The 25,337-nt window shown below is 68.5% G+C and carries 23 protein-coding genes and 2 pseudogenes; 15 read left to right on the top strand and 10 right to left on the bottom strand.

The window, feature by feature from the left end; genetic code table 11:
- Positions 1–105: 105 nt before the first annotated feature.
- Positions 106–711, bottom strand: coding sequence for a TetR/AcrR family transcriptional regulator (locus ACFWBQ_RS27475; protein WP_385500615.1), 606 nt, complete (start codon positions 709–711; stop codon positions 106–108).
- A gap of 148 nt (positions 712–859) precedes the next feature.
- On the opposite strand from ACFWBQ_RS27475, the gene ACFWBQ_RS27470 reads away from it, so the two are divergent.
- From ACFWBQ_RS27470 to ACFWBQ_RS27445, 6 genes are all read left to right on the top strand, one after another.
- Entirely contained in the window at positions 860–1,414 is a 555-nt protein-coding gene (locus ACFWBQ_RS27470; protein ID WP_385500607.1) for a cysteine hydrolase family protein, read from the top strand.
- 635 nt (positions 1,415–2,049) lie between these two features.
- Positions 2,050–3,006 carry an ABC transporter permease gene (locus tag ACFWBQ_RS27465; RefSeq protein ID WP_385500601.1) on the top strand — a complete coding sequence of 319 codons (957 nt, stop codon included), beginning with the start codon at positions 2,050–2,052 and terminating at the stop codon, positions 3,004–3,006.
- On the top strand, positions 3,003–3,902 hold the full coding sequence (locus tag ACFWBQ_RS27460; protein WP_385500595.1) for an ABC transporter permease: 900 nt from the start codon (positions 3,003–3,005) through the stop codon (positions 3,900–3,902). Before ACFWBQ_RS27465 ends, ACFWBQ_RS27460 begins: the two co-directional genes overlap by 4 nt.
- Before the next feature lie 71 nt (positions 3,903–3,973).
- The gene (locus tag ACFWBQ_RS27455) at positions 3,974–5,548 is read left to right on the top strand and encodes an ABC transporter substrate-binding protein (RefSeq protein WP_385500589.1); all 1,575 of its coding nucleotides are present in this window, start codon (positions 3,974–3,976) and stop codon (positions 5,546–5,548) included.
- Positions 5,545–6,546, top strand: a complete 1,002-nt coding sequence (locus ACFWBQ_RS27450; protein ID WP_385500586.1) for an ABC transporter ATP-binding protein — start codon at positions 5,545–5,547, stop codon at positions 6,544–6,546. Before ACFWBQ_RS27455 ends, ACFWBQ_RS27450 begins: the two co-directional genes overlap by 4 nt.
- Positions 6,536–7,567: an ABC transporter ATP-binding protein gene (locus tag ACFWBQ_RS27445; protein WP_385500580.1), complete on the top strand. Its 1,032-nt coding sequence runs from the start codon at positions 6,536–6,538 to the stop codon at positions 7,565–7,567. The genes ACFWBQ_RS27450 and ACFWBQ_RS27445 overlap by 11 nt, the downstream gene beginning before the upstream one ends.
- A gap of 155 nt (positions 7,568–7,722) precedes the next feature.
- On the opposite strand, the gene ACFWBQ_RS27440 is transcribed toward ACFWBQ_RS27445, so the two are convergent.
- On the bottom strand, positions 7,723–8,580 hold the full coding sequence (locus tag ACFWBQ_RS27440) for a mycofactocin-coupled SDR family oxidoreductase (RefSeq protein WP_385500574.1): 858 nt from the start codon (positions 8,578–8,580) through the stop codon (positions 7,723–7,725).
- A gap of 103 nt (positions 8,581–8,683) precedes the next feature.
- A complete protein-coding gene (locus ACFWBQ_RS27435; protein WP_385500567.1) occupies positions 8,684–10,210 on the bottom strand; it encodes an aldehyde dehydrogenase in 1,527 nt (508 codons plus the stop codon).
- Between the two features lie 329 nt (positions 10,211–10,539).
- Here ACFWBQ_RS27435 and ACFWBQ_RS27430 point away from each other — a divergent pair, with 329 nt between their 5' ends.
- The 3 genes from ACFWBQ_RS27430 to ACFWBQ_RS27420 all read left to right on the top strand — a co-directional run bounded on the left by ACFWBQ_RS27430 (position 10,540) and on the right by ACFWBQ_RS27420 (position 14,395).
- Positions 10,540–12,000 carry an MFS transporter gene (locus ACFWBQ_RS27430; RefSeq protein ID WP_385500558.1) on the top strand — a complete coding sequence of 487 codons (1,461 nt, stop codon included), beginning with the start codon at positions 10,540–10,542 and terminating at the stop codon, positions 11,998–12,000.
- Between the two features lie 186 nt (positions 12,001–12,186).
- Complete coding sequence (locus ACFWBQ_RS27425) at positions 12,187–13,665, top strand: MFS transporter (RefSeq protein WP_385500552.1); 1,479 nt, start codon at positions 12,187–12,189, stop codon at positions 13,663–13,665.
- A gap of 355 nt (positions 13,666–14,020) precedes the next feature.
- On the top strand, positions 14,021–14,395 hold the full coding sequence (locus ACFWBQ_RS27420) for a DoxX family protein (protein WP_385500539.1): 375 nt from the start codon (positions 14,021–14,023) through the stop codon (positions 14,393–14,395).
- A 709-nt stretch (positions 14,396–15,104) separates the two neighbouring features.
- On the opposite strand, the pseudogene ACFWBQ_RS27415 reads toward ACFWBQ_RS27420, so the two are convergent.
- A pseudogene (locus ACFWBQ_RS27415) lies at positions 15,105–15,461 on the bottom strand (hypothetical protein); the annotation flags it as partial.
- 10 nt (positions 15,462–15,471) lie between these two features.
- On the opposite strand from ACFWBQ_RS27415, the gene ACFWBQ_RS27410 reads away from it, so the two are divergent.
- From ACFWBQ_RS27410 to ACFWBQ_RS27400, 3 genes and pseudogenes are all read left to right on the top strand, one after another.
- Positions 15,472–15,744, top strand: coding sequence for a WD40 repeat domain-containing protein (locus ACFWBQ_RS27410; protein ID WP_385501102.1), 273 nt, complete (start codon positions 15,472–15,474; stop codon positions 15,742–15,744).
- Positions 15,728–15,793, top strand: a pseudogene (locus ACFWBQ_RS27405) (hypothetical protein); the annotation flags it as partial. The gene ACFWBQ_RS27410 and the pseudogene ACFWBQ_RS27405, both read left to right, overlap by 17 nt.
- Positions 15,787–16,065, top strand: a complete 279-nt coding sequence (locus ACFWBQ_RS27400) for a WD40 repeat domain-containing protein (RefSeq protein WP_385500533.1) — start codon at positions 15,787–15,789, stop codon at positions 16,063–16,065. The pseudogene ACFWBQ_RS27405 and the gene ACFWBQ_RS27400, both read left to right, overlap by 7 nt.
- Positions 16,066–16,403: 338 nt before the next feature.
- On the opposite strand, the gene ACFWBQ_RS27395 is transcribed toward ACFWBQ_RS27400, so the two are convergent.
- Genes ACFWBQ_RS27395 through ACFWBQ_RS27375 form a run of 5 tightly spaced genes read right to left on the bottom strand, consistent with a single transcriptional unit; the run spans position 16,404 to position 20,686 of the window.
- Complete coding sequence (locus ACFWBQ_RS27395) at positions 16,404–17,633, bottom strand: CaiB/BaiF CoA transferase family protein (RefSeq protein ID WP_385500525.1); 1,230 nt, start codon at positions 17,631–17,633, stop codon at positions 16,404–16,406.
- The gene (locus ACFWBQ_RS27390; RefSeq protein ID WP_385500517.1) at positions 17,630–18,778 is read right to left on the bottom strand and encodes a thiolase family protein; all 1,149 of its coding nucleotides are present in this window, start codon (positions 18,776–18,778) and stop codon (positions 17,630–17,632) included. The genes ACFWBQ_RS27395 and ACFWBQ_RS27390 overlap by 4 nt, the downstream gene beginning before the upstream one ends.
- Positions 18,779–18,792: 14 nt before the next feature.
- Positions 18,793–19,182: a Zn-ribbon domain-containing OB-fold protein gene (locus tag ACFWBQ_RS27385; RefSeq protein WP_385500510.1), complete on the bottom strand. Its 390-nt coding sequence runs from the start codon at positions 19,180–19,182 to the stop codon at positions 18,793–18,795.
- On the bottom strand, positions 19,179–19,397 hold the full coding sequence (locus ACFWBQ_RS27380; protein ID WP_385500505.1) for a ferredoxin: 219 nt from the start codon (positions 19,395–19,397) through the stop codon (positions 19,179–19,181). Before ACFWBQ_RS27380 ends, ACFWBQ_RS27385 begins: the two co-directional genes overlap by 4 nt.
- Positions 19,397–20,686: a cytochrome P450 gene (locus ACFWBQ_RS27375; RefSeq protein ID WP_385500498.1), complete on the bottom strand. Its 1,290-nt coding sequence runs from the start codon at positions 20,684–20,686 to the stop codon at positions 19,397–19,399. Before ACFWBQ_RS27375 ends, ACFWBQ_RS27380 begins: the two co-directional genes overlap by 1 nt.
- Positions 20,687–21,153: 467 nt before the next feature.
- Between ACFWBQ_RS27375 and ACFWBQ_RS27370 the strand changes: the two genes are divergently transcribed.
- Positions 21,154–22,140: a cyclase family protein gene (locus tag ACFWBQ_RS27370; RefSeq protein WP_385500495.1), complete on the top strand. Its 987-nt coding sequence runs from the start codon at positions 21,154–21,156 to the stop codon at positions 22,138–22,140.
- A gap of 23 nt (positions 22,141–22,163) precedes the next feature.
- On the opposite strand, the gene ACFWBQ_RS27365 is transcribed toward ACFWBQ_RS27370, so the two are convergent.
- The gene (locus ACFWBQ_RS27365; protein ID WP_385500487.1) at positions 22,164–22,292 is read right to left on the bottom strand and encodes a hypothetical protein; all 129 of its coding nucleotides are present in this window, start codon (positions 22,290–22,292) and stop codon (positions 22,164–22,166) included.
- Here ACFWBQ_RS27365 and ACFWBQ_RS27360 point away from each other — a divergent pair.
- Entirely contained in the window at positions 22,285–23,820 is a 1,536-nt protein-coding gene (locus ACFWBQ_RS27360) for a Re/Si-specific NAD(P)(+) transhydrogenase subunit alpha (RefSeq protein ID WP_385500485.1), read from the top strand. The genes ACFWBQ_RS27365 and ACFWBQ_RS27360 overlap by 8 nt on opposite strands.
- Position 23,821: 1 nt before the next feature.
- Entirely contained in the window at positions 23,822–25,243 is a 1,422-nt protein-coding gene (gene pntB / locus ACFWBQ_RS27355) for a Re/Si-specific NAD(P)(+) transhydrogenase subunit beta (RefSeq protein WP_385500475.1), read from the top strand.
- Positions 25,244–25,337 lie beyond the last annotated feature (94 nt).

Here is a 25,337-nt window from a genome sequence, read left to right as displayed (position 1 = left end):
ACGCACCCGTGCATCTCGCTACGGGCGTCGTCCCCCTCGGCCGGGCGGCAAGCGCCGCGCCGCGCCACGGCGCGTGCGCTGCTGAGAGGCTGGGACTCCTGGCGGTCACGGGGTCGGCGTGAGCAGAGCGTGGACGACGTCCCGCAGGGGAGCGGCCAGCTCGTCGGCGGTTGCGTCCTGCAGGGGCTCGATGCCGACCGTGGACCGCAGTACGGCGACTCCGATGGCGAGTGCGATCAGCAGCTCCGCTCGCAGTTGGCGATCAGTGTCATCAGCGTGCGGCGCGTCGCAGACGTCGAGCACCTGTTGGCTGGCGTCGAGCAGTGCCTGCTTGCGCAGAGCGTCCACTTGCGGGTCGCCGGAGGCGCGCAGCAACATGAGCACCGGGTGCTCGCTGAACTCGGGCCAGGCGTTCGAGGCGAGTTGACGGCTGAGCGCTTCGGCGAGTGCGGCGAGGTCGCGAGGGGTGTCGCCCTCGCGGCCCAGGAACCGTGGTGTGGCCGCGAGAGCCGTCTTGAACAGCCCCTCCTTCGAGCCGAAGTACCGCTTGACGAGGGCGAGGGTGACTCCCGCGTCCGCGGCGACGTCCCTCAGCGTCGTCCCCTCGTACCCCAGGCGAATGAACCGGTCGTGTGCGGCCGCGAGCAGCGCCTCACGCGTAGCCGCCGCGTTTCGTTTCCGGGGGCCTTCGGCAGTGCCTCGCGTTGTCATCTGTGGCCTCCATGCTGTGTCGTCCTGGCGAAGTGCTAAGTAATCGTCTATTGACATAGTTGCGACGCATGCCTAGCTTGGCAAGTAATCAATTGATGACGTTTCTTTGGGTTCTCGTGCTTCGTGACCCCGACGCAATGAGGTGAAGATGGCTCGGCAGGCCCTCCTTGTCATGGACGTTCAACAGGCTGTCCTCAGCCGCTACCCGGATACCGACTACCTCCCGCGCTTGCGGACGGCCATCGACGCCGCCCGGGCGAGGAGTGTTCCCGTGGTGTACGTGGTGGTCGGGTTCCGGCCGGGATATCCCGAAGTCAACGCGCGCAACAAGATGTTCGGTGGACTCGCAGGAGCGCCCCGTGCGGCGGGCGCCGAGCAGGCGATGATGATCCATCCCGATGTGGCGCCCGACGAGCGGGACATCGTCGTCACCAAGCGTCGCGTCAGTGCCTTCGCGGGCAGCGATCTCGACATGGTGCTGCGCGCCGGCGGTATTGAGGAACTCGTGCTCACCGGGGTGGCCACCAGTGGTGTCGTCCTGTCGACTTTGCGGCAGGCGGCCGACTTGGACTACGGCCTCACGGTCCTGCGCGACGGCTGCCTGGACAGTGATCCGCAGGTGCACCGGGTCCTTGTCGACAAGGTCTTCCCGCAGCAGGCGGAGATCATGACGGTGGCCGACTGGGCGGCGGCCGCGCGCTGACACCGGCACCTGGCGCACACGGCACGGCCCAGGCGTTCTTTCGTTCTGTCCGTTGCGCCCTGCGCCATGCCGCAGTCAAGATCGCCCGATCCTCGCTGGTAGGCGCGCTGGGATGAGTGGCGGGCGCGCAGCGCAAAGCGGGCATTTCTTAAGGACGCCGGGGTCGTGGTGCGCGCGGGAGGCGTGCGGCTCGACCCCGGCTCTCACGTTACGTCCGGGCCTTGAGGTGGTACGGACGCCGCCCCGGCGGTCACCCATCTGCTGGTCGCCCGACCCCTCGCTGCACCCCGGCCCGCGACGGCGTCCAACTCGTTGTTCGTGCCTAGCGGTTGGGGTCTCTCGGCTCGCCCTTCGTCGGCTGACGCTCGCGCCCCTCTGCATCAACCAGGTCAGCGGTAGGGGCTGCATCTTCTGAAATAGAGTGTACTGTTACCCCCTATTGGGAGGCGATCGCACCCATGTTCGCACTCTGCGTGTGCTCTCACCGCAAAGCTGCTCGACGCGCCAGGACGGGCTGTCGTCCAGCGGCCAGGTGACCGCTGGTGATCCTTTCCGGTCGCCCCGCTCCGTACCGCCCTGGCAACTGCGCACTGCTCAGCACAGTCCTTGACCGGTCCCCTGAGGAAGCGAGTCGCATGGTGCTTTCCGTCGTGAGGCGTGTGGGCCGAAGTCTCCTGGTCATCCTTCTCGTCTCGATCGGTGTGACACTCCTGCTCGGACTGGCTCCGGGCTCGGCCGCCGAGGTCGTCCTCGGGCCGAACGCGACACCTGAGTCCGTCGCCGCACTCGAGTCGAAGCTCGGCCTCGACCAACCGCTGTGGGCGCAGTACGGGCACTGGCTGGCCGCCGCGGTCCGCGGAGACCTCGGCGAATCACCGGTGACCGGACAATCGGTGAGCGCGGCCATCGTCGAACGGCTGCCCATCACCCTGGAGTTGGCGGCCCTCGCCCTGCTGCTCTCGCTCGCCGTCGCGGTATTGCTCGCGACGGTGTCGGCCGGCCGGCCGGGCGGCTTGGTCGACCGCGCCGCCAACGGGCTGTCGTCCGTGTTCCTGTCCGTACCGGCGTTCATCGCGGGCCCCGTTCTCATCTACGTGTTCGCGGTCCAGGCCGGCTGGCTCCCGGTGACCGGGTGGGCACGTGTCGCCGAGGAAGGGATCGGTGCCCACCTGCGCTCGGCTGCGCTGCCCGTGGTCGCGATCGCCCTGACCGAGATCGCGGCCTTCCACCGGCTGCTGCGCAGCGACCTGGTGGGGACCTTGCGCGAGGACTTTATCGAGGCCGCCCGCGCCAAGGGGCTCGGCCGCGGCTACGTGATGTTCCGGCACGCCCTGCGCCCTTCCTCGTTCTCCCTGGTCACGCTCGCGGGACTGAGTCTGGGACGGCTGATCGGCGGGACGGTCGTCGTCGAGTCACTGTTCAGCCTGCCGGGCCTCGGCCAGCTGATGGCCTCCGCCATCGTCCAGCGGGACGTGGTGATGGTCCAGGGCGTCGTCGTCTTCGTCGCTGCCGTCTACGTCGTCGTCAACATGCTGGTCGACCTGAGTTACCAGCTCATCGACCCGCGCGTCAGAAAGGTGGCACGGGCATGACGCAGTACGCGCTTAAGGCGCCGGCGGAAGCCACCGCCGAACACCGCGTCTCCGCAGACCCCGTCGTTGCGACCGTGCGCGTGCGGCGCTCACCGCTGGTGTACCTGTCCTACGGCTGGCTGCTCCTGGTGATCGCGACGGGGCTCCTGGCCGACGTCCTGCCACTGGCCTCGTACGCCGTCCCGGTCGGCCCCCCGCGCCAGGCTCCCGGATTCGGATCGCTCGACCTGCTGCTCGGCACCGACGGCCAGGGCCGCTCGATCCTGTCCCGGTGCGTGTACGGGGCGCAGGTCTCGCTCGTCGTGGGCGCCGTGGCCGGCTGTCTCGGAGCGGTCGTCGGCACCGCCCTCGGCATGCCCGCCGGGCACTTCGGCGGCCGGTGCGACGCCGTGGTGCGGCTCGTGGCCGACGTGATGCTCGCCTTCCCGCCGCTGATCCTGCTGCTCGCTCTGTCCGCGATCCTCACGCCCAGCGTTCGCACGCTGCTCGCCGGCCTGACGCTGCTCGTGGTCCCCTCATTCATCCGCTTGTCCAGGGCCACCACTCTCACCTGGGAGGGTCGGGACTTCGTGCTCGCCGCGCGGAACATGGGGGCGGGCCACCGGCGGGTGCTGACCCGGGAGGTGCTGCCCAACGTGCTGCCCTCGCTCGGCGCCTATGTGCCCGTGGTGATGGCGGCGCTGATCGTCGCCGAGGGCTCGCTGAGCTTCCTCGGCATGGGTATCCCACCGCCCCGCCCCAGCTGGGGCGGCATGATCGCCGAAGGCAAGGACGCCATCGCCGACTCCCCGCACATCGTGCTCGTCCCCTCTCTCGTGATCTTCCTGACCGTCTTCGCGCTGAACCAGGCCGGCGACCACCTGCGCCACCGCTTCGACCGCACACTGCGCGACTGACCGCCGCCTCTTCTCCGCTCTGCCCTCTGCCCTCTGCTCCCCGTCCCCCACCCGCTCACGAAGGGTCGACGATGATCCGCACAAGGCGCTCTCTCTCCCTGGCCGCGGCATGCGCCGCCGCCGCACTCATCCTTTCGGCATGCGACGGGGGTGGCTCCGGAAATACGTCGAACGGGTCCACCACCGTGGGCAAACCCGTCTCCGGCGGCAGCGCCCTCGTCCTGCAGCTGAGCGAACAGGCCGGCATGGACCCGGCGTCGCTGGCCAACGAGTGGGCCGTCAACGCTTTCATCGGCAACGCCCTGTACGGAACGCTCATAGTCAACGACGTCGCCACGGGCGAGGTCCGCTACAAGATGGCCATGTCGTTCGCCACGAAGGACGGAGGCAGAACGTTCGAGCTGAAACTCCGCAGCGGGCTGACCTTCTCCGACGGCACCCCGCTGGACGCCACCGCCGTGAAGTTCAACTGGGACCGCCTCAAGGCCCCGGCCACGGGCGCCTTCGCCTTCCCCGAGGCGTCGCTGATCGCCTCGACGACCGTGGTGGACCCGGTCACTCTGAAGGTCACTCTGAAGGAGGCGATCCCGCAGTACGCCCAGGCGGTGATCTTGACAGGCCTGAACTGGATCGCCTCCCCGACGGCGCTGAAGGCGGGCCGCAAGGCCTTCGACGCGAAGCCGGTCGGAGCCGGTCCGTACACGCTCACGAAATGGGCACGCCAGGACTCGGTCGTGCTGGCGCGGAACACCCGGTACTACGCCAAGCCCAAGCCGTATCTCGACACCATCACCGTGCGCACCGCTCTGGACGGCAAGCAGCGTCTCGACACTATGACCACCGGCGGCGCCGACGTCGCCATCGAGAGCGGCTGGGAGAACCTCGCCAAGGCGAAGACCGCCCAACTGCCCACCACCGTCGTGCCGCTCAACGGCGGCCTGTCGATGACCATGAACACCCGCCGCGCGCCCTTCGACGACATCCGCGCCCGTCAGGCGATCACCGCAGCCCTCGACATGAAGGTGATGAACCAGAGCGCCTTCAACGGCACCGGCAAGGCGGCCGGCACGCTCTTCGACAAGACCTCACCCTTCTACGAGGACATCGAGCTGGCGCGTCCCGACAAGGCGAAGGCACAGAAACTCTTCGACGAACTCGCCGCCGAGGGCAAACCGGTGTCGTTCACCTTCAAGACGTTCCCCTCCTCCGACAACCGGGTCGTCGCCGAGAACGTTCAGACGCAGCTGAGCCAGTTCAAGAACGTCAAGGTCGCCATCAAGGTCATCGACTACGCCGACAACGCGGCCCTGCGCACCAAGTTCGACTTCGACATGGTTGTCAGCTCCGCACTCTTCGCCGACCCCGAGGTCCGGCTGCTCGGCACCTTCCAGGGGGGCTCGAGCAGGAACATGTCCGGCATCGACGACAAGCAGCTCAATGACGCCCTCCTGCAGGGACGCAGGGCCACCGATGAGGCCGAGCGGAAGGAGGCGTACCGGACAGTGCAGGAGCGTCTTGCCGCGCTCACCCCGGTGGTTTTCTACACGCGCGCGGCGCCGGCCGTCATCACCGGAAAGAACGTCCACGGCGTGGTGCAGTACGGCGGCGGGTCGCTGCTGCCGGAAGAACTGTGGATCCAGCGGTGACACCGGGCGGACCCGTGCTGGAGGTGCGGAACCTGCGCACCCACATCGCCACCCCGCGCGGCACCGTACGAGCCGTCGACGACGTCTCGCTGCGGCTCGAACCTGCCGAGGCCCTGGGCGTGGTGGGGGAGTCGGGCTCCGGTAAGTCGGTCCTCGCCCGCGCCGTCATGGGGCTGCTGCCGCGGACCGCGGCGAGCTCGGGCGAGGTTCTCTTCCAAGGCCGCGACCTGCTGTCCCTGTCCCGCAGGGAACGCTCCCGGATCTGGGGCACGCGGATCGCCCTGGTGTTCCAGGATCCCGGCCGCTCCCTCAACCCGGTTGTCCGCGTGGAACGCCAGCTCACCGAAGGCATGCGCCGACAACTGGGGGTGAGCCGTGCCGAGGCCCGCACCCGTGCGCTCGGCCTGCTGGACGAGGTCGGCGTGCCGGACCCGGAGCGGCGGCTGCGCGCCTACCCGCACGAACTCTCCGGCGGCATGCGCCAACGCGTCGTGATCGCTACGGCGCTGGCGTGCGAGCCGGACCTGCTGATCGCCGACGAGCCCACCACTGCTCTCGACGTGACCGTACAGCGCCAGATCCTGGACCTGCTGCGGCGCATCCAGCGCGAGCGCGGCATGGCGCTGATCCTGATCAGCCACGACCTGGCCGTGGTCGCGGGACGCACCGACCGGGTCGCCGTGATGTACGCGGGCCGGATCGCGGAGACGGGCCCCACGCGGGCGGTCTTCGAGGTGCCGCACCACCGCTACACCCGGGCCCTGCTGGACTCCACCCCCACGCTCGCGCACGAACGCCACACCCCCCTGCAACTGATACCGGGATCGCTCCCCGACCCCACGCGCCCACCGGCCGGCTGCCGCTTCGCACCACGATGCGGGTACGCGGAGGAGGACTGTACGACGCTCGGCGCGCACCTGACGGACGTGCGGCCCGGACACCATGTCGCCTGTGCCCACCCCGTCGTCGCTCTCGGAGGTGTCCCCCATGGCCGGTAGCGGAACCGCGCACCTGCGCGGCGACAAGGCGCTGCTCAGCGTCGAGGACCTGGTTGTCGAGTATCCGGCCGGGCGTCGCGGCGCCGTCGTGCGGGCGGTGTCCGGGGTGAGTTTCGACGTGCTGCCGGGCGAGACGCTGGGGCTGGTCGGCGAGTCGGGCTGCGGCAAGTCGACGACCGGACGCGCGGTCCTGCGCCTGGACCGCCCTGCCGCCGGGCGGATCTGCTTTGCCGGTCAGCGCATCGAGGCAGCCGGCGAACGTCATCTGCGCACGCTGCGCCGCCAGCTGCAGATGATCTTCCAGGATCCGGTCGCCTCTCTCAATCCGCGCCGCCCGGTCCGGGATCTCGTCGTCGAAGGGCTGTCCGTGGCCGGTGCCCCGGCCACGGAACGGTCTGTGGTGTCGGAGGCCGTCCTCGCCCAGGTCGGCCTCGGTGACAAGAGGTTCAAGGATCTGCTGCCACGTCAGCTGTCGGGCGGTCAGGCCCAGCGTGTCGCGATCGCGCGCGCGCTGGCAGTCGCCCCGCGCCTGCTGATCTGTGACGAACCGGTGTCCGCGCTCGATGTCTCGGTCCAGGCGCAGATCCTCAACCTCATCGAGGAGTTGAAGGCCGCCCACGACCTCACCGTCGTCTTCATCGCGCACGATCTCGGTGTCGTCCGCTCCGTCAGCGACAACGTTCTGGTCATGTACCTGGGCAAGGTCTGTGAGTTCGGCGACGCGGTACAGGTCTACGACCGCCCGGCCCACCCCTACACACGGGCCTTGCTCGACTCGGTCCCTCTCACCGACCCGGACCGGGGATTCGCCGGCCCCGCCCTGGCGGGCGACGTCCCTTCGCCGCTCGCACCCCCCTCCGGATGCAGATTCCGGACCCGCTGCCCACGGGCCGCGGATCGCTGCGTCCAGCAGGAGCCTCAGATGAGGGAGGTGGCGTCAGGGCAGTTCGCGGCGTGCCACTTTCCGCTCGTCGAGGAACGCGTCGACGACGCGGATGTCACCGCGGCCGACGGCAGGTGATCGTTCACCAGGTCCTCACCGGATCACGGACCACCATGCTCATGAAGGCGGAGGGGGCGAGCCGGGAATCGGCCGGGCGATGTCACCGCCGCCGACCGCCGGCTCGCGGCCACGTCCTCAACGCACAGGCGTTGCTGCCACACAGTGCAGTGGGATCAGGCGGGTACGCCCGCGTTTCCGACGGGAAGCAGCTGCCCGCCGTCCAGCTTCAGCTGCTGACCGGTGACCCACCTCGAGGCGTCGGACGCGAAGTAGAGCACTGCCTCGGCGACGTCGTCGGGCGACAGCCACGGCATGTTCATCGGCGACTTGGCAGCCAGCGAAGGAATCATCTCCTCACGCGTCGGGTTGTCCAGGTCGGGTCGGAACGCGTGGTACATGAACTCGTTGTCCATCATCCCGGTCTCGACGTTCGTCGGGTGGATGACGTTGACGCGAATCTGCTGACCCGCGTAGACGCGCGCGAGGTCGTGGCCGAGCCGGGCGACGTGCCGCTTGGAATGGGCGTAGCCGAGCCCACCCGCACCCGTGATGTCGACGGAGCCGGCCAGCAGCGCCGCGGTCGAACCGGTGAGGATCACTGACGCACCGCTCTGAAGGTGCGGCGCGGCGGCGGTGACGGTGTTGATCACTCCGACGAGGTTGACCTGGACGACGTCGATGAAGGCCTGCGGGGTGTCCGAGCCCATAGTGAGGATTCCCGCCTGGGCCACGACGATGTCGAGCCCGCCGAGTTCCTCCACCCCTTGGTCCACGACCGCTTGCAGTTGCCGCAGCTCGCGTACGTCCGCCTGCTTGGCGATGATGCGCCGGCCGAGGGCTTCGACCTGGCGGACCGTCTCGTCGAGGTCCGCCTTGTTGGCCAGCGGATACGGGGCTGTCTCGATGTCTTCCAGAAGGTCAACAGCGATGATGTTCGCCCCTTCCTCGGCCAAGCGAACGGCGTGGCGGCGGCCCTGACCTCGGGCTGCTCCGGTGATGAAGGCGACCTTGCCCTCGACTCGTCCCGACATGGGTCACTCCTGGGTCGTCGATGCGAACAATTGCTGTGGTAACGGCGCCGGCTGCGGTACCGCGTGAACGGGTGCCGCGTGAAGTGGCGCGGCGCCGCCTGTGTCAGGCCCGGCTTGTCGGCGTGCCGTTCAGAATCACGGTCTTCGCCTCCAGGTAGGGCAGCAGGCCGTCGGATCCGCCTTCGCGGCCGACACCCGACTGCTTGAACCCGCCGAAACCCATCCGGGGGTCGGTCCGGTAGCCGTTGTGCCCGACCGTGCCCGCGCGAATGCGGCGGGCGACGTGGTGAGCACGGTCGGCGTCGTTGGTGAAGACCGTCGCGTTGAGCCCGAAGACCGTCTCGTTGGCGAGTTCGACCGCGTGCTCCTCGTCGTCGGCGGGGATGACACTGAGTACGGGGCCGAAGATCTCTTCCTGGGCGATCGTCGACTGGTTGTCCACGCCGGCGAAGACAGTCGGCTCGACGTAGTAGCCGGTGGCGAATCCGTCAGGGCGGCCACCGCCGGTGACGAGCCTCGCGCCTTCGGCCACGCCCTTCGCGATGTAGCTCTCCACGCGGTCCCGCTGGCGCTCCATGGCGAGCGGCCCGAGCTGCGCGGCGGGATCGAACGGGTCGCCGATGCGGACCTCGCCGAAGAACGTGCCGAGCGCCTCGGCGAATTCGTCGTGGCGGTGACGGCTGATGATGATGCGGGTCAGGGACGAGCACACCTGTCCGTTGAGGGTGCACTCCGCCTCGGCGAGCGTTTTGGCCGCCGTCGCGATGTCGTAGTCGTCCAGGATCACCGCGGGCGACTTGCCGCCCAGCTCGAGGGTGTAGCGGGCCATGCGCTCACCGCAGATCCCTGCTATGCGCCGTCCCACGGCGCTGGAGCCGGTGAAAGCGACCTTGTCCACCCGCGGATCGCGTACGAGCTGCTCGGAGACCTCACGGTCGGCGACGACGACGTTCAGTACGCCCGCCGGAAGACCGATCTCCTCGGCGATCTCGGCGAGGACGTAGGCCTCGCCAGGAGCCTCCGGCGGCGCCTTGACGACCACTGTGCACCCCGCAAGCAGGGCGGGCGCCACCTTGTAGGCCAGCAGCGACATCGGTGTGTTCCAGGCGACGATCGCCGCCACGACACCGACCGGCTCGCGGACGACCGCGCCGAAGGCACCCTGCACGGTGTCGTGGCGGACCTCGAAGGGGAAGTCCGCGGCGAGGTCCGCGTAGTAGTCGTAATGCGCACCCACGCGCTCGATCGAGGCGGCTGACATGGAATAGAGGACACCCACCTGACGGGTCCACAGCCGGCTCGCGTCGACCGCCCGGCGGCGCAGACCGTCGGCGATCCTGCGCAGCCACTCGGCCCGCTCGGCCGGAGCGAGCAACGGCCAGTCGGTCCGGTCGAAAGCGCGACGAGCGGCGTCGACGGCCTGGGACATGTCGGCCGCGCCGGCCTCGGCGGCGCGGTAGTAGAGCTCCTCCGTCGCGGGGTCGATGATGTCGAAAGCCGAGGCCTCCGCCGGTGACACCCATCGGCCGTCGATGTAGAGGCGGTCCGGATGACGGAGCGGCACGGGAAGGTCGCGCTCGGCGGATCCGGGTGCTCCCCCTGCCCGATCGATGCTGACGTGGCTGGACATCAAGCCCTCCGTTTCCGGCCCACGGTCGACTCCCGTGGGAAACACGCGTGTTTCGTCCAAAAGAACGGACGTTGTCTTAGCAAGCGTGCTCAGCATCAGGCTGCCCTTTCCTGCTTGTCAAGCACGAAGGCTTAAAACTGTGCTGGACTGACTCCTTGACAGCGCCTATGGGGCGGATCACACTCTCGCGTTGTATAGAGCATGCGTTCTCTACAACGAAACAGTGGGCAGCGGCAGACAGTCCTACGTCCACGGCGAGAAGCCCCACCCCACGCGCATTCCGCGGCCGGACTTCGGCAACGCCCGGATGCCAGACGAAAGAAGCCACGATGCCACTCACCACCGGACCGGAAGCCGATCCGCGTCCTGATCGCCCTGTCGCGCTCATCGTCGTGATCCTGATCTTCGCCGCGATCGTGAGCTCCTTCGAAGCGACGATGATGTATACGGCCCTGCCGGACATCATCGAGCAGTTCAAGACCACCCCCAGTGGTGCCGGCTGGGTCCTCACCGGCTTCATGCTCGTCGGTGCCATTTCCGCAGCAATCAGCGGCCGGCTCGGCGACGCGTACGGACGCCGCAACGTGCTCATCGTCGTGCTGCTCACATCGCTCATCGGCTCGATCGTCAGCCTCGCGTCGGACAGCCTGGGCTGGCTCGTTGCCGGGCGGTCGATCCAGGGTCTCGCGGGCGGCCTGGTCCCGCTGTGTGTCGGCATTCTCCGTGAGACCGTGCCGCGCAAGAACCTGCCGGTGGCGGTGGCCACCGTCGCCGGTGCCGCCATGTGGGGCGGTGCGTCCGGCAATATCATCGCCGGCAACATCGTCGACGCCTGGGGCTGGCAGTACGTCTTCGTGGTCGCCATGGTCGTGGCGGCCGTCGGCGCCGTCGGCGCCTTCTTCCTGCCCGGCCAGACCGTCAAGGCACGGCTGGGTCGCGTCGACTGGTTCGGCGGCATCCTGTTCGCCCCCGGCATCGCCCTCGTCCTCTACGGGATACACGAGAGCGGCTCGTGGGGCTGGTCGAACGGCAAGACCATCGGATTCGTCGTGGGCGGCCTCGCGGTCCTGGCTCTGTGGATCGTGTGGGAGCTCCGCGTCGACGAGCCGCTCATCAACATCCGGTTCTTCCTCAACCGCAAGCTCGGTCTGATGCTGGTCGCGACCGCGCTCGTCTCCGTCGGCACGCTGGGCGTCTCGGGCTTCGTCGGTCAACTGGTCTGGCAATCACCGGAGTCGGCGCCCGTCGGCCTCGGACTGAGCGCGGGAACCGCCGGCGCCATGTCCTTCGGGATCGGCCTCATCGGGTTCGCGCTCTCCCCGCTCAGCGGCCGGGTCTCCCGCAACGGGCGCTCGTACAACGCCCTCATCATCGGCACGATCCTGGGCATCGCGGCGGCCCTCTTGTCGACGCTGCTGCTCGGCACCGTCGCAGGCTTCCTCGTCTCGCAGATCGTTCTGACCGGAGCGACGGGCTTCCTGCTGAGTGCGCTCCCGAACTTGGTCGTTGAAGGGGTCCCGGAGGCCAACACCAGCGAGGCGTCCGGTGTCTACATGGTCACGCAGACCGCGTTCGCGGCTGTCGGCACGTCCATCGGCACAGTTCTGCTCTCCCGCCACCTCGTGCCCGGTACCTCGTTCAGCACGCGCGCCGGGTACAACCAGCTGTTCTTGATGGTCGCGATCGCCACCGCGGCCGCCCTGGTGGCCGCCTGGTTGATCCGCCGAGGCTCGCTCAAGGGGGCCGGCGCGCGGCCGCAGGCTGCCACCGCGGTTGTGGAAGCCGTCTGAGGGGGGCGCTCGTACCATCCCTCGATCCCCCGCCGAGCCGGAGAGCCCTGGGCTCGTCCGGGACGGCCGTCGCAGTGCCTGAGTTTTTGAATCCCCGCAACTCGGTGTCCGGGTCATGTCCGGCGCTCGTGGACCTCTGCCCACGACGAGACGATCCGTCGATCACACCTACCCGAGAGAGACAAGATGTCCCGATCCAAAGAAGTCACCGGCGACTTCACGTCCGAAGAAGCCGATGGCATCGTCCGTCCAGCACGCCCCGTCCCACTCATCATCGCGGTCCTGCTCTTCGCGGACATCGTCAGCTCGCTCGAATCGACGATGCTGGTCACCGCCCTCCCACGGATCATCACCACATTCCACACCACCCCTGCTGACGCCAGCTGGGTACTGACGGCGTTCGCGCTGGTCGCCGCGGCATCCGCGGCGGTGTGCGGCCGGCTCGGCGACATCTACGGCCGCCGCAACCTGATCATCACCCTGCTGCTCATCTCGGCCGTGGGGTCGATCGTCAGCATCTCCACGGGCACCCTCACCGGAGTCATCATCGGCCGGGCGATCCAGGGGGTCTCCGGCGGCATCCTCCCGTTGTGCTTCGGTCTCGCGCGGGAGAGCCTCCCGAAGAAGCAGGTACCGGTGGCGATCGCCTGGATCGCGGGTGCTGCCCTGCTTGGCGGGGCGAGTGGCGCCCTCGTCTCCGGAGCGCTGATCGACACCCTGGGGTGGCGGTACATCTTCATCACCACCGTCGTGGTCGCGGTGCTCTCCGCAGCCGCCTGTCCGCTGCTTCCCCGGTCGACCGTCCTCGCCAAGGTGGAGCGCATCGACTGGCTCGGTGGCGTGCTGTTCGCACCGGCCATCGCCCTGGTGCTGTTCGGCATCACCAAGTCCGGCACGTGGACCTGGCAGGACGGTCGGACGATCGGCACGATCCTGGCCGGCGTCCTGCTGCTCGCCGTCTGGGCCTGGTGGGAGCTGCGTGTCGACAGCCCCATGATCAACATTCGGTTGTTCGCCAACCGGAAACTCGCGCTGACCACGATCGCGACGATGGCTATCGCGATCGGCCCGCTGGGCATCACCGGATTCCTTCTCCACATCATCAAGCAATCCCCGACGAGCGCTCCCGTGGGTCTCGGTCTCAGCGCCAGTGTCTCCGGGGCGCTCGCCTTCGGCACCGCGATCATCGGTTTCCTGCTCGCGCCCGTCAGCGGCCGGATCTCCGCCCGCACGGGATCCAGGCGAGCTCTGATGATCGGCAGTGTGCTCGGCGTGATCAACGCGCTCGCGCTCGTCCTGCTGCACAACAGCCTCGTGGGAGTGATCATCTCCTCGGTGTTCCTGACGATGGCCACGTCGTTCATGCTGTCGTCGACGCCGAACCTCGTCGTCGAGTGTGTCCCGGCGGAGAACACCAGCGAGGCCACCGGCGTCAACACGGTCGCCCGCACGGCCTTCGCCGGAGTGGGCACATCGGTCGGCACGCTGGTGCTCAGCACGTCCCTCGTTCCTGGCACCCAATTCAGCACCGAGAGCGCCTTCCTGCAGGTGTTCGCCATCATGGGGGGTTGCTGTGTCGTGGCTCTGATCGCCGCACTGCTCATCCGCCCGGCTCCGCGCACAACCACCGACACCTCCCCCGCCTTGGAGCCCCAGGCAGTATGAGCGCCCCGACGGAGCGGCCCGCACACGGCCGGCTTGGCCCGCGGAAGCCCCGCATCCGCGAGGCAGTCCCCGTCCGGCGTGAACGCCTGCGATGTCGCGGCATCCTGCGCAGTGCATCCGACCGTGGTGCGAGCGAGGACTTCGACAGTCCTCGCTCTCACTGGGGGGCAGACGCACTTTGCAGGTGCTCTGCCTCTTGTTGGAAACCCGCTTCACGAGGTCAACGAATCAGGCTGACCGATCGCCGTCCTGCTCATGCTCCGATGGTGGTGTCGGGGCGGAGATGGGTGGTCGATTTGGTGCTCACGTGGCGGCCCCAATTGAAATTTCAATTCATCGATGAGGAGAGCCCCTGATGAACATCACCTTGTGGATCACTGCGAGCGTCCTTGCGGCGGTCTTTCTCGCAGCCGGTGCGATGAAGCTGAGCCAGCCGACGGAGAAGCTGGCCAGCGCGGGTATGGCCTGGGCGGAGGACACCCCGGGGGGAGCGGTCCGGACGATCGGCGCTCTGGAAGTTCTCGGGGCGCTCGGTCTGATCCTCCCCGCGGCGTTCGATGTCGCACCGGTGCTCGTAGGCTGCGCCGCTGTCGGCCTGGTGGTCATCATGCTCGGCGCGGCCGTGCTGCATTCCCGGCGTAGGGAGGCCCAGGCGATCCCAGCCAACCTGGTGCTCCTCGTCCTGGCCGCCGTCGTGGCCTGGGGCCGTTTCGGCCCTTACGCATTCTGACCGGCAGCAGCCTGAGCCCTTCCCACGCCGGCCGCGTCCCGTGCCGACTCTGTCCCCGCCCAACGCTGCTGATTCGTCCGCCGCCCAGGCGTCCACAGACTCCTGCAAATCCTCGTTCCCGTCGTCGTCTTCTTCGTCCCGACCTGCCCACGTTGGTCAGCGACTACCAACCGCACGCCGACGCGGAGGGGGTCATTGGGCCTGTTGCTCATGCACGTCGCCGTCGCCGCGATCAGCGTCTTCGCCTACCGGCGCGCCCCGTCAGAGGCCGGGACTGACTCTTCGGACGACCTCCGACGCTCGTGCGCCCCACCACGGTGGGGCGCACGAGCGTCGGGTTTGTTGTTTCAGACGAGGCTCCGGCCGCCACTGCACGTGCCCGCACACGGGCCACTTGCCGCTGCCCGTCAGGCCACCGCCTCGGACGAGCCGAGCCCGCAGAACCGCAAGCCGCGTTCCAGGGGCAGGCGTACGAGAAGCCAGAGACGAAGCTCCGGGAGCTCGAGGGGAGGCGGAGGTCGCCGCCGCACAGAACCATCGGGTTCTTCCTTCGGCACCCATAGGTGTGCCGGACCGGGTTGTCGCAGCCGGCGCCTCGGCGGGCGTCCGTGCGGGCGCAGTGGCCTCGTTCGCTTGGACTCACGGGGATCTGCGGAGGCATCCTCCTGTGCCTGTGCCTGTGTCAGGTGCTGGCCGCCGGGACCGGTCCTCAGACGGTTGCCAGGGGCTGGCCCGGGCTGAGGTAGTGCACGGCAGTCTGCTGGATTGTGCCAGGTGAGCAGCCCGTGCAGCTCCGCTGCGGCGGCCTTGAGGTGGTGGCCGTCGCGGGTGGCGTTCAGGGTTTCGAGGACGAACGCGACGTGGGTGGAGTCCTCGGTGACGCGGGCGATCTTGCCGGCCTTGGGGTGCTCGGTGGTGTCTGGTTCGCCGAGCGGCGTGAACTTTTCGGAGCCGTCGGCGACCGGATGTCGATGCCGCAGGTCACGTGGTCGAGGACAAACGCGCCGGCGGGCAGGGCGTGCCGTACGTAGACGGCGATGTATGAGTCGACGGCCGGTTGATTCCGGCGGCTACTTATTGGCCGTCAGCCCCGCGACGGCGCCTGGCTCGCCACCGGGGGTAAGGACGGAACAGTCCGAATCTGTAAGGCGTCCACCGGAGAACTGCCACGCACCCTCAGCGGGCCCACCGATCAGGTAAACACGGTGGCAATCAGCGCTGACGGCAAGTGGCTGGGCCACCGCATGTCAAGATCGTGCAGTCCGCGTCTGGGACCCCTCCGCGGGCCAACTCCAGCAGACACTCCGGGGCCACGGCGGCATAGCGCTGGGCGTGGCTATCAGCCCTGACGTCACCTGGCTCGCAAGCGCAGGCGACTACACGGTGCGCACATGGAGCCTCACAGGAGCCCAACTTCCCAGCTCTTCTTGGGAGCAGGCCGACATATTCCGCGAACTGGCAGTCAGTCCGGATGGCACCTGGTTCGCCTCCGGCAACCGCTACGGATTTGGGACGCCGGAAGCGGCCAGCCATTGCGTACCCTCACCGAGCACACAGGCGCAGTGTCCGCAGTGGAAATCAGCTCGCAGGGCACCTGGTTCGCCTCTGCTGGGGAGGACACGGTGATCCGGATCTGGGATGCCGCCACCGGCAACCTGTTGCGCACCTGATGCCAGGGGTCGGCGTAGACGGTGGGTGGGAAGGATGGCCGGGGCGGGCGGGATCGTGAGAAGGCCGACCCACTGGGCGACGGCGAGGGCATCCTGACCGCCGACTTGACCTCGACGACCGGGCTCGCGCCCGCTTCGACCTCGACGCCACAGGCAACCACGCCCGCCCCGATGTCTGCAGCCTCCACGTCGACGAGTCCGCCCCACACCACCGTCACCAGCAGTTGACCGGCAGCGGCGGGATCACACAATGCCCCTGCCCTGGCAGCCGCTCGGCCCACACTGAGGTGCCTACGGCCGCACGGCGTACCCCCACCGTGCGGCCGTAGGCACCGCGGTTACGTGACCGGAGCCCCGACCGAGCTCGCGGCGACGACGCCATCAGCGATCAACGCGTCGACTTCCGACGCCGGCACGCCCAGCTCGTCGACCAGGATGTCGACGGTGTTCTCGCCGAGCGCCGGCGGGTAGGCGGATTCGACATCCGCGGTGCCCTCGAAGCGGATCGGGGTCGAGACGTTCTCGAAGGCCGCTTCGTCGTCGCACACCATGACGAGACTTCCGTCGGCTGCGGCCCGTGCGTCCGCGAGCGCTTCGAGGACGTTGCGCACCGGGGCGGCGGGGACGGACTCGGCGGAGAGCAGGTCGACCCACTCGGCGGCAGGCCGCTGCGTGAACCGCTCCTCCAGGATCGCCCACAGTTCTTCCTTGTTCCGCAGCCGACGGGCGGCGTCGAGGAAGCGCTCGTCGTCGATCAGCTCGTCGACACCGAGGACCCGGCACAAGCCCTGCCACATACGCGGCGTGTTGGCCGTGACCACGAGCTCGCGGCCGTCCCCGCCCCTGAAGGAGCGGTACGTCGCGATCGAGTCGTGGGCCGCGCCCTGCGGCCCCGGAGCCACTCCGTTGAGGTTGGTGTACAGGGCCTGGTAGGAGAGCATGGCGAGCTGGCCGTGGAGCATCGAGACGTCGATGATCCGGCCCCTCCCCGTCTCATGGCGTGCTTCGAGGGCGGCCAGGATCCCGATCACGGCGTACAGCCCCGCCACGACATCACCGGCCGGAATCCCGAGCCGCGCGGCCGGGGCCCCAGGATGTCCGGTCAGGCTCATGACACCGCTGAGTGCCTGGACCACCATGTCGTAGGCCGGCCGGTCGCGCAGCGGCCCGTTCTGTCCGAACCCGCTGATCGACGCCCATACGAGGGCGGGGTGGCGCTCGACAACGTCGTGCGGATCGATACCGAGCCGGGTGGTGACACCCGGCCGGAAGTTCTCGATGACGACGTCCGCACCGGCGATCAGACGCTGCGCTATCTCGAGCCCGCGCGGTGACTTCAGGTCGATCGCGATGCTGCGCTTGTTCCGGTTGTTGGCCAGGTAGTAGGCGCTTTCACCGTCGACCGTCGGTCCGACGATGGCCCGGCTCGAATCGCCGCCGAGCGCTTCGACCTTGATGACGTCCGCGCCGAGGTCACCGAGGAGCTGGGTGGCCGAGGGCCCGGAAAGGAAGGTCGTCAGATCGATGACGCGCAGGCCCTCCAGGGGCGGGCGATCGGTGGTTGTCATGCCGCCTCGAAAATGTGGATGGTGCATGCTCCGTGGTCGAGGCCGGCGGTGCCGCCGCCGGTGACGTGCGTCAGCGCCGTGCGGGCGCCCTCGATCTGCCGGGCCCCGGCATACCCGGTGAGCTGCCAGAACGCCTCGGTGATCTGCGCTACGCCGCTCGCGCCGACGGGGTGCCCCTTGGCGAGGAGACCGCCACTGGGGTTCACCACGACGTCGCCGCCGAAGGTCGTCCTGCCGTCACGCAGGAGTGCCACAGCGCTCTGCTTCTCGGTCAGACCGAACGCCTCGTAGTAGACGAGCTCCGCGATCGAGAACGCGTCGTGGAGCTCGATCATGTCGAGGTCCTCCGGGCCGATGCCGGCCTGGGCGTACGCGTCCCGTGCGGAGTCGTACGTGATCTCCGGCTTCGTCATGTCACGGAACCCCTCCTCGACCTGGCCCGAGTGCAGGATCGAGGCGGCGACGCGCATGCCGCGCGGCGTGCCGAGGCGCTGGCGCGCGCGTTCGGACGCGAGGACGACGACCGCCGCTCCGTCCCCGGTCGGGCAGCACATCAGCAGGGTGAGGGGGTCGGCGACGGGGCGCGCCGCGAGGACCTGCTCCACCGTGACCTCCTCGCGGAACTGCGCGAAGGGGTTCAGCGCGCCGTGCTTGCGGGCCTTCACACTGACCCGTGCCAGGTCCTCGGCGGTGGCCTCGGTCTCGTACAGGTAGCGCGTCGCGCGCATCGCGTAGACGGCGGGCATGACGATGCCCTGCTTGACCTCGCGGTCCTCGGGGGACAACGGCAGCATTCCGCCGCCGAATTGAGTGAGCTTCTCCACCCCGATGACGACGGCCACGTCGATGAGGCCCTGGGAGATCGCCGTCCACGCCTCGTGCACGGCGGTGGCGCCGCTGGAGCAGGCGTTGTCGACGTTCACGGTCGGGATCGTGCCGAGGCCGATCTCCTTGGTGATCCGCTGACCGGTCATCATGCCGCCGTAGGAGTGGCCGACGTAGACGGCGTCGACGTCGGACTTCTGGATGCCCGCGCCCTGGAGGGCGTCGATCAGCGGTGGCACCGCGAGTCCCACGTAGGACGAGCTCCGGTGCTTGGCGAACGGGATCATCGCCGCGGAGACGACGAACACATTTTCACTCATGAGATGTCCTCTCGTCAGGCGCCGGAGAAGGGCACGAAGAACCAGTGGCCGCCGTCGACAGCGAGTTCGACGCGCATGCCCGGCTGGAGCGGTGTGGAGTTCTCGCGCAGGTCGGCCAGTGTCCGGACGCCGTCGAGGTCGACGTAGCCGAGGGGGCGCACGTCCTGGCCTTTGGCGTGGAGTCGAGTGAAGGAATACAGCACCCCGGTGGTGGGGAGGGGGACCCGGGAGATCTCGCGGCCCACGCAGGAGCTGCAGACCACCCGCGCGCCGATCATCGTCCGGCCGCAGCGGTCGCACCGCGATCCGACGAGGCGTTCGCCTTCGGGGAAGGTGCCCAGCAGGCTGTCGCTCTCCAGGTCGGGGATCGGTACGGAGACGGTTGCCTCGGTCTCGACGGTCATCGCACTCCTCCGTTGTCTGCCGCGGCGGTGGCGCGGGCGATGGATCGGGTCGGGCACACGTTGATCGCCATGTCGACCTTGTCGTCGCTGTCACCGTGCGGATCCATGACGAAGGCGATGCTCAGGTCGTCGAGGTCGAAGGTGTTCGGCGCGTAGAAGGTGCACTGCCCCGACCCCATGCAACGGTCGCGATCGACCGTGATCCGGTCAGCCATCAGTCGGCCTGCCGCTCGCTGAAGTCCAGGTGCAAGTGGGTGTGCCCGCGGAACTTGTAGCTCTCCATGAGGTCCCAACGGCGATCACCGGCCGGCCCGTGATGCTCGTCGGAGAGAGTGATGCTCTCCGTACGCTCCAGGAGCCGCTGGAGCGAGTACACCGCCTCCGCGCGGGCCAGCGGCGCCCCGGGGCAGGTGTGGATGCCGCGGCCGAAGGCGAGGTGCTGGCGTGCGTTGGGGCGCTGGACGTCGAATTCAGCGGGGTTGTCGAAGACACGTGCGTCGCGTCCGGCGGCACCATGCAGCAGCAGCACCACGGTGCCGGGGGCGAGATCCAGACCGCCGATCGTGGTCGGGACCTTCGTGAGCCGGAACGACCCCTTGATCGGTGCCTCGATGCGCAGTGCTTCCTCGATGAACTTGGGGATGAGCGCGGTCTCCCGGCGCAGCAGGCCCTGCAGGTCCTGGTCCTCGGCGAGGCGCGCGAGCGAGACGCCGAGTAGCTGGACGGTCGTCTCCAGCCCGGCGGCGAAGAGGTTCGAGGCGATGCGCGCAACGTGGATCGGCTCGGGAAGTGTGCCGTCGGGGAACGTCGCGAGGGCCATCCCGGTGAGGATGTCCTCGCCCGGGTTCGCCCGCCGCTCCTCGATCTTCTCGATGAAGTAGCCGTAGAGCCGCTCGAGGATATTGTGATGAGCGACCTGAAGCTTGAGATTGCCGAGCATCGGGGTTTCGGTGGCCAGCAGTTCGATCAGCATCGGGTGGTCGGCCTCGGGGATCCCAAGGAGGTCCGCCACGGCGAGCACCGCGTAGCGCTTGGCGTAGTCCCAGATGTAGTCGCACTTGCCCTTGGGCAGCAGTTCATCCAGGAAGTGGTCCGCGGTGCGCCGGAGGAACTCCTCGTTCTGCTTGAGGCGCTTCGGGGTGATGAGACCCATCAGGAGCGCGCGGTGGTCCGTATGCAGGGGCGGATCGAACGTCACCATCTGGTCGTTCGAGGGGAAGTACTCGCGGTACTGCTCCAGGATCTCCGTCAGATCGTCGCCGACCAGCTCCACGGGGAGGTCGAGGACCGGCCCGCCCGTCCTGTTGATCGAGGAGTAGACGTCGGGCTGGTGGTAGACCTGCAGCGCCTCCTCGTAGCCGGTGACGATGACGACCCCGTACTTCGGCTCGCGCCACACCGGGCAGTTGGCGAGCATGTGGTCGAAGTACGGCGCCGGGTCCGCCGCGACCTTGGCGTCGGTGAAGTAGTCGATCTCCGTCGGGTCCATCTCCGCGGTACTCATCCGCGCCCCTCTCATCGTGGTGCGCCCTGGTCCGGCTTCATGAGCCGGAGGCGTCGTCGCTCTCCGGGACCGGCGGTGTTGGCGTGACCGATCCTCAGCCGTTCCATTGAACCGAACGAACGTACTGTTGTGCGGCATGCACAGGATGGCTTCACTGGGGCACCATGTCAAGAACTAAGCTCGCGTTAAGAAATGGGTGCGCGACTCTCGTGGCGGCCCGTTGACAGCTCATCCGGGCGAGAGCAGAATCCGAGCCATTGCGTTGTAGAGGCTTCTTGTTCTGTTGTGCGGGGCGCCGCATCCCGTGGATGCGTACCGAGCGACACGGCAACTCGTCATGACACGCGCGACGCCACCCTAAGACGGAAGCCGTCGCCCGCACGAGAGGGGCGGTGGTGAGGACCCGGGCGAGCCGCCGGCCTCACGAGGCCCGGGTACGAATCCTGAGAGAAGAAACGGAGTCAAAGATGACTGACGACCTCGGTCCGGATCCGCTTGCCCTGTGGCTGCGCGAGATCGCCGACGCCCATGAGAAGGAGCGCCACCTCGAAGGGGCGCAGTGCCGCGGTTCGGTGGCGCTCATCGACGAGGCCGCCCGCCTGCGCGGCGTCGCCCAGGTCAGGCTCGGCAGGGCCGCCTCGCTCGAGCGCGAGGTGGAGACCCGGCCCGGGCGCCTTGCCGACGGCCGCGCGGTGGCCGAGGCCGAGAAGCGCGACTGGCAGAAACTGGGCGTATCAGAGCTCCGCGACGGCCACGGCAGCGTCGAACTCGAGGTGCAGATCGGGATCTACGGCCGCCATGTGCACGGCGGCGACGTCATCAGGTACGACGCGCACGGTGTCCACAACACCCACCTCGATGGACTCGCGCACATCGGCGCGGACAGCAGCTGGCACGGCCCGATCCCCGTCTCGGCGTCCGAGACGGACGAGGACACGATGGTGAACTGGGCGCAGCACGGCATCGCCACCCGCGGTGTGCTGCTCGACGTCGCGGCGGTACGCGGCGTCGACTGGATCACCGCCGAGGAGCCGGTCACGGCCGCGGAGCTCAACGCGGCCCTCGTCGCGACCGGCGTCACCCTCGAATCCGGCGACGCGCTCATCATCTACCAGGGCCGCGACCGCTACGAAGCCGCGGGCAACGTGTACCCGAGCGGGGCCGCGGCCGTCCGCCGCCCCGGTATCGGCGAGGACGGCGCGAAGTGGATCGCCTCGAAGAACCCCGGCCTGGTGCTCTGGGACTTCCACGACGCGCGTGACAATCCGGGTGGCTCGCTGGAGGTGCACAACCTCATCTACGCGATCGGACTCTGCCTCGTCGACAACTGCCTGCTCGGTCCCGCCGCCGCCGCGCTGAAGGCGGCCGGCACGTCGACGGGACTGCTCGTCGCCGCGCCGACGGCGATCCACCGGTCGACGGGCGTCCTCATCAACCCGCTCCTCTTGTACTGATCTCGTCCTGACCCTCTACTTACTCACGCGTGACTCTTGATCCCTGAACAGGTCTGGTGCCGGCCCGTGTAGCGGACCGGCACCAGACCTTCGCCATGACCGCCCCGCACCGGCGCGGCACCATCCATGCTGTAGGAGTTGACGATGCTCATCGGAGTGCCCCGCGAGCCGGCCGGGGAGACCCGGGTCGCAGCGACCCCCACGACGGTCAGACAACTGATGGGCCTCGGGTACGAGGTCGTGGTCGAGGCCGGAGCAGGTGATCTCTCTTTGTTCAGCGACGTCGCGTACGTCGAGGCCGGAGCCCGAACCGGCTGTGCCGACGAGGCGTGGGGTGCCGACGTCGTCCTGCGCGTCAACGGCCCGTCGCCCGAGGAGGTCGGCACACCGAAGGACGGTGCCACCTTCGTCTCGACGCTGGCACCAGCCGTCAACCCCGAACTGGTCGATGCGCTCGCCACCCGCAAGATCACGGTGCTGGCGATGGACACTGTGCCGCGCATCAGCCGCGCGCAGTCACTCGACGTCCTCTCCTCGATGGCCAACATCGCCGGATACCGCGCTGTCGTCGAGGCCGCCCACGAGTTCACCCGATTCTTCACCGGCCAGGTGACGGCCGCGGGCAAGGTGCCGCCGGCCAAGGTGCTGGTCGCCGGAGCCGGCGTCGCGGGCCTGGCGGCGATCGGCGCCGCGTCGGCACTGGGAGCGATCGTGCGGGCCACCGACCCGCGCCCGGAGGTCGGCGACCAGGTGAAGTCGCTGGGCGGCGAGTACCTCCCCGTCGTGGTGGCGGAGGCGGCACAGCAGTCCTCGGACGGCTACGCGAAGGCCACGTCCGACCTCTACAACGAGGCCGCCGCCAAGCTCTACTCGGAGCAGGCCGCTGACGTCGACATCATCATCACCACCGCGCTGGTGCAGGGCCGCCCGGCGCCCCGGCTGATCACGGCCGCCGACGTGGCGTCCATGCGGCCGGGCAGTGTCATCGTCGACATGGCGGCGGGCATGGGTGGCAACGTCGAGGGAAGCGTCGCCGGTGAGAAGGTCATCACGGCGGGCGGCGTCACGATCCTCGGCTACACCGACCTCGCCGGCCGCCTCCCCACCCAGGCCAGCCAGCTGTACGGAACCAACCTGGTCAACCTCATGAAGCTGCTGACCCCGGGCAAGGACGGTCACCTCGTCCTCGACCTGGAGGACGAGGTGCAGCGCGGCATCACCGTCGTACGCGAAGGCGAGAAACTGTGGCCACCGCCACCCGTGAAGGTGTCTGCGGCTCCTGCCGCGGCTCCTACGGTCGATGCAGTGCCGAAGGAGGAGAAGAAGCCCCTCTCCGCCGGCGCGAAGCTCAGCCTCGTCCTCGTCGGCATGGCCGCCTTCTTCCTGATCAACACCTGCGCCCCGGCCCCGATTCCACAGCACTTCACCGTGCTCTCGCTGGCGGTCGTGATCGGTTACTACGTGATCGGCAAGGTGGCCCACGCACTGCACACGCCGCTGATGTCGGTCACCAACGCGATCTCCGGAGTCATCGTCGTCGGCGCGCTCATCCAGATCGGCATCGACCATCTGTCGATACAGATCCTGGCGGGGATCGCCACCTTGCTCGCATCCATCAACATCTTCGGTGGCTTCGCCGTCACCCGGCGCATGCTCAACATGTTCTCGAAGGGTGCCTGACGTGTCCGTCGACTCGATCGCGACCGCCGCCTATCTGATCGCGGCCCTCCTGTTCGTCCTCAGCCTGGCGGGCCTCTCCAAGAACGCAACGGCCAAGCAGGGCCTGACCTACGGCGTGGTCGGCATGGCCATAGCCCTGGCCGCCACCATCGGCCAATCCCTCCACGACTCGACCGCGCGCGGCAGCGCCGTGGTGATCCTCGTGGCCGCCGTCGTCGTCGGCGCGGCCTTCGGCCTGTGGCGGGCCCGCGTCGTGCAGATGACCGGGATGCCGGAGCTCATCGCGCTGCTGCACTCCTTCGTCGGCCTCGCCGCGGTCCTCGTCGGCTGGGCGTCGTACCTCGAGGTCGAGCTCGGCACCCTGGAGACCTTCAACGGATCCCTGCTGCGTATCCACCACGCCGAGGTCCTGATCGGCATCTTCATTGGCGCGGTGACCTTCACCGGCTCGATCGTCGCCTACCTCAAGCTGAGCGCGAAGATCAAGTCGGCCCCGCTCGTGCTGCCTGGCAAGAACCTGCTCAACCTGCTGGCCCTGCTCGCCTTCGCCGGCCTGACGGTGTACTTCGTGGCCGTCCCGGCCCCGTGGCCGATCATCGGGGTCACCGCGATCGCGCTGCTCTTCGGCTGGCATCTGGTCGCCTCCATCGGCGGCGGCGACATGCCGGTCGTTGTCTCGATGCTCAACAGCTATTCAGGCTGGGCGGCCGCGGCCTCGGGCTTCCTGCTCGACAACGACCTGCTGATCGTCACCGGCGCGCTCGTCGGCTCCAGCGGTGCGTACTTGTCGTACATCATGTGCCAGGCGATGAACCGCTCCTTCTTTTCGGTCATCGCCGGTGGTTTCGGTATCGAGGCCGGTCCGTCGGGCGTCGTCGACCACGGCGAGCACCGCGAGATCACGGCGGAGGAGACCGCCTCGCTGCTGGACAGCGCCTCCAGTGTCGTCATCACACCGGGCTACGGCATGGCGGTCGCGCAGGCGCAGTACCCGGTTGCCGAACTCACACGCATCCTGCGCGAGAAGGGCGTTGACGTCCGCTTCGGCATTCACCCCGTCGCAGGCCGTCTCCCGGGCCACATGAACGTGCTCCTCGCCGAGGCGAAGGTGCCCTACGACATCGCCCTCGAGATGGACGAGATCAACGACGACCTGGCTGCTACCGACGTCGTCCTGGTCATCGGTGCCAACGACACCGTCAACCCGGCCGCCGAGGAGGACCCGGGCAGCCCGATCGCCGGTATGCCGGTGCTGCGGGTGTGGGAGGCGAGGAACGTCGTCGTCTTCAAGCGGTCGATGGCCGTCGGCTACGCCGGAGTTCAGAATCCGCTCTTCTTCCGGGACAACACCCAGATGCTTTTCGGCGACGCCAAGACCAAGGTCGAGGACATCGTTCAGGCACTGCAGCGGGTGCCGGCCTGAGCGACGGGGCCGTGCACGGCTGACGGCACATGGTGCCTGTGAGGGGCCGACGCAGGAGCGCCCCACCGGTTACGACGCGTGTTATCCGGTGTTG

It is taken from the genome of Streptomyces sp. NPDC060035 (genome assembly GCF_042736635.1).
Lineage (GTDB): Bacteria > Actinomycetota > Actinomycetes > Streptomycetales > Streptomycetaceae > Streptomyces.
Note: the sequence above shows the minus strand (reverse complement) of the source record. Positions and strands in the feature narration are given on the sequence as shown.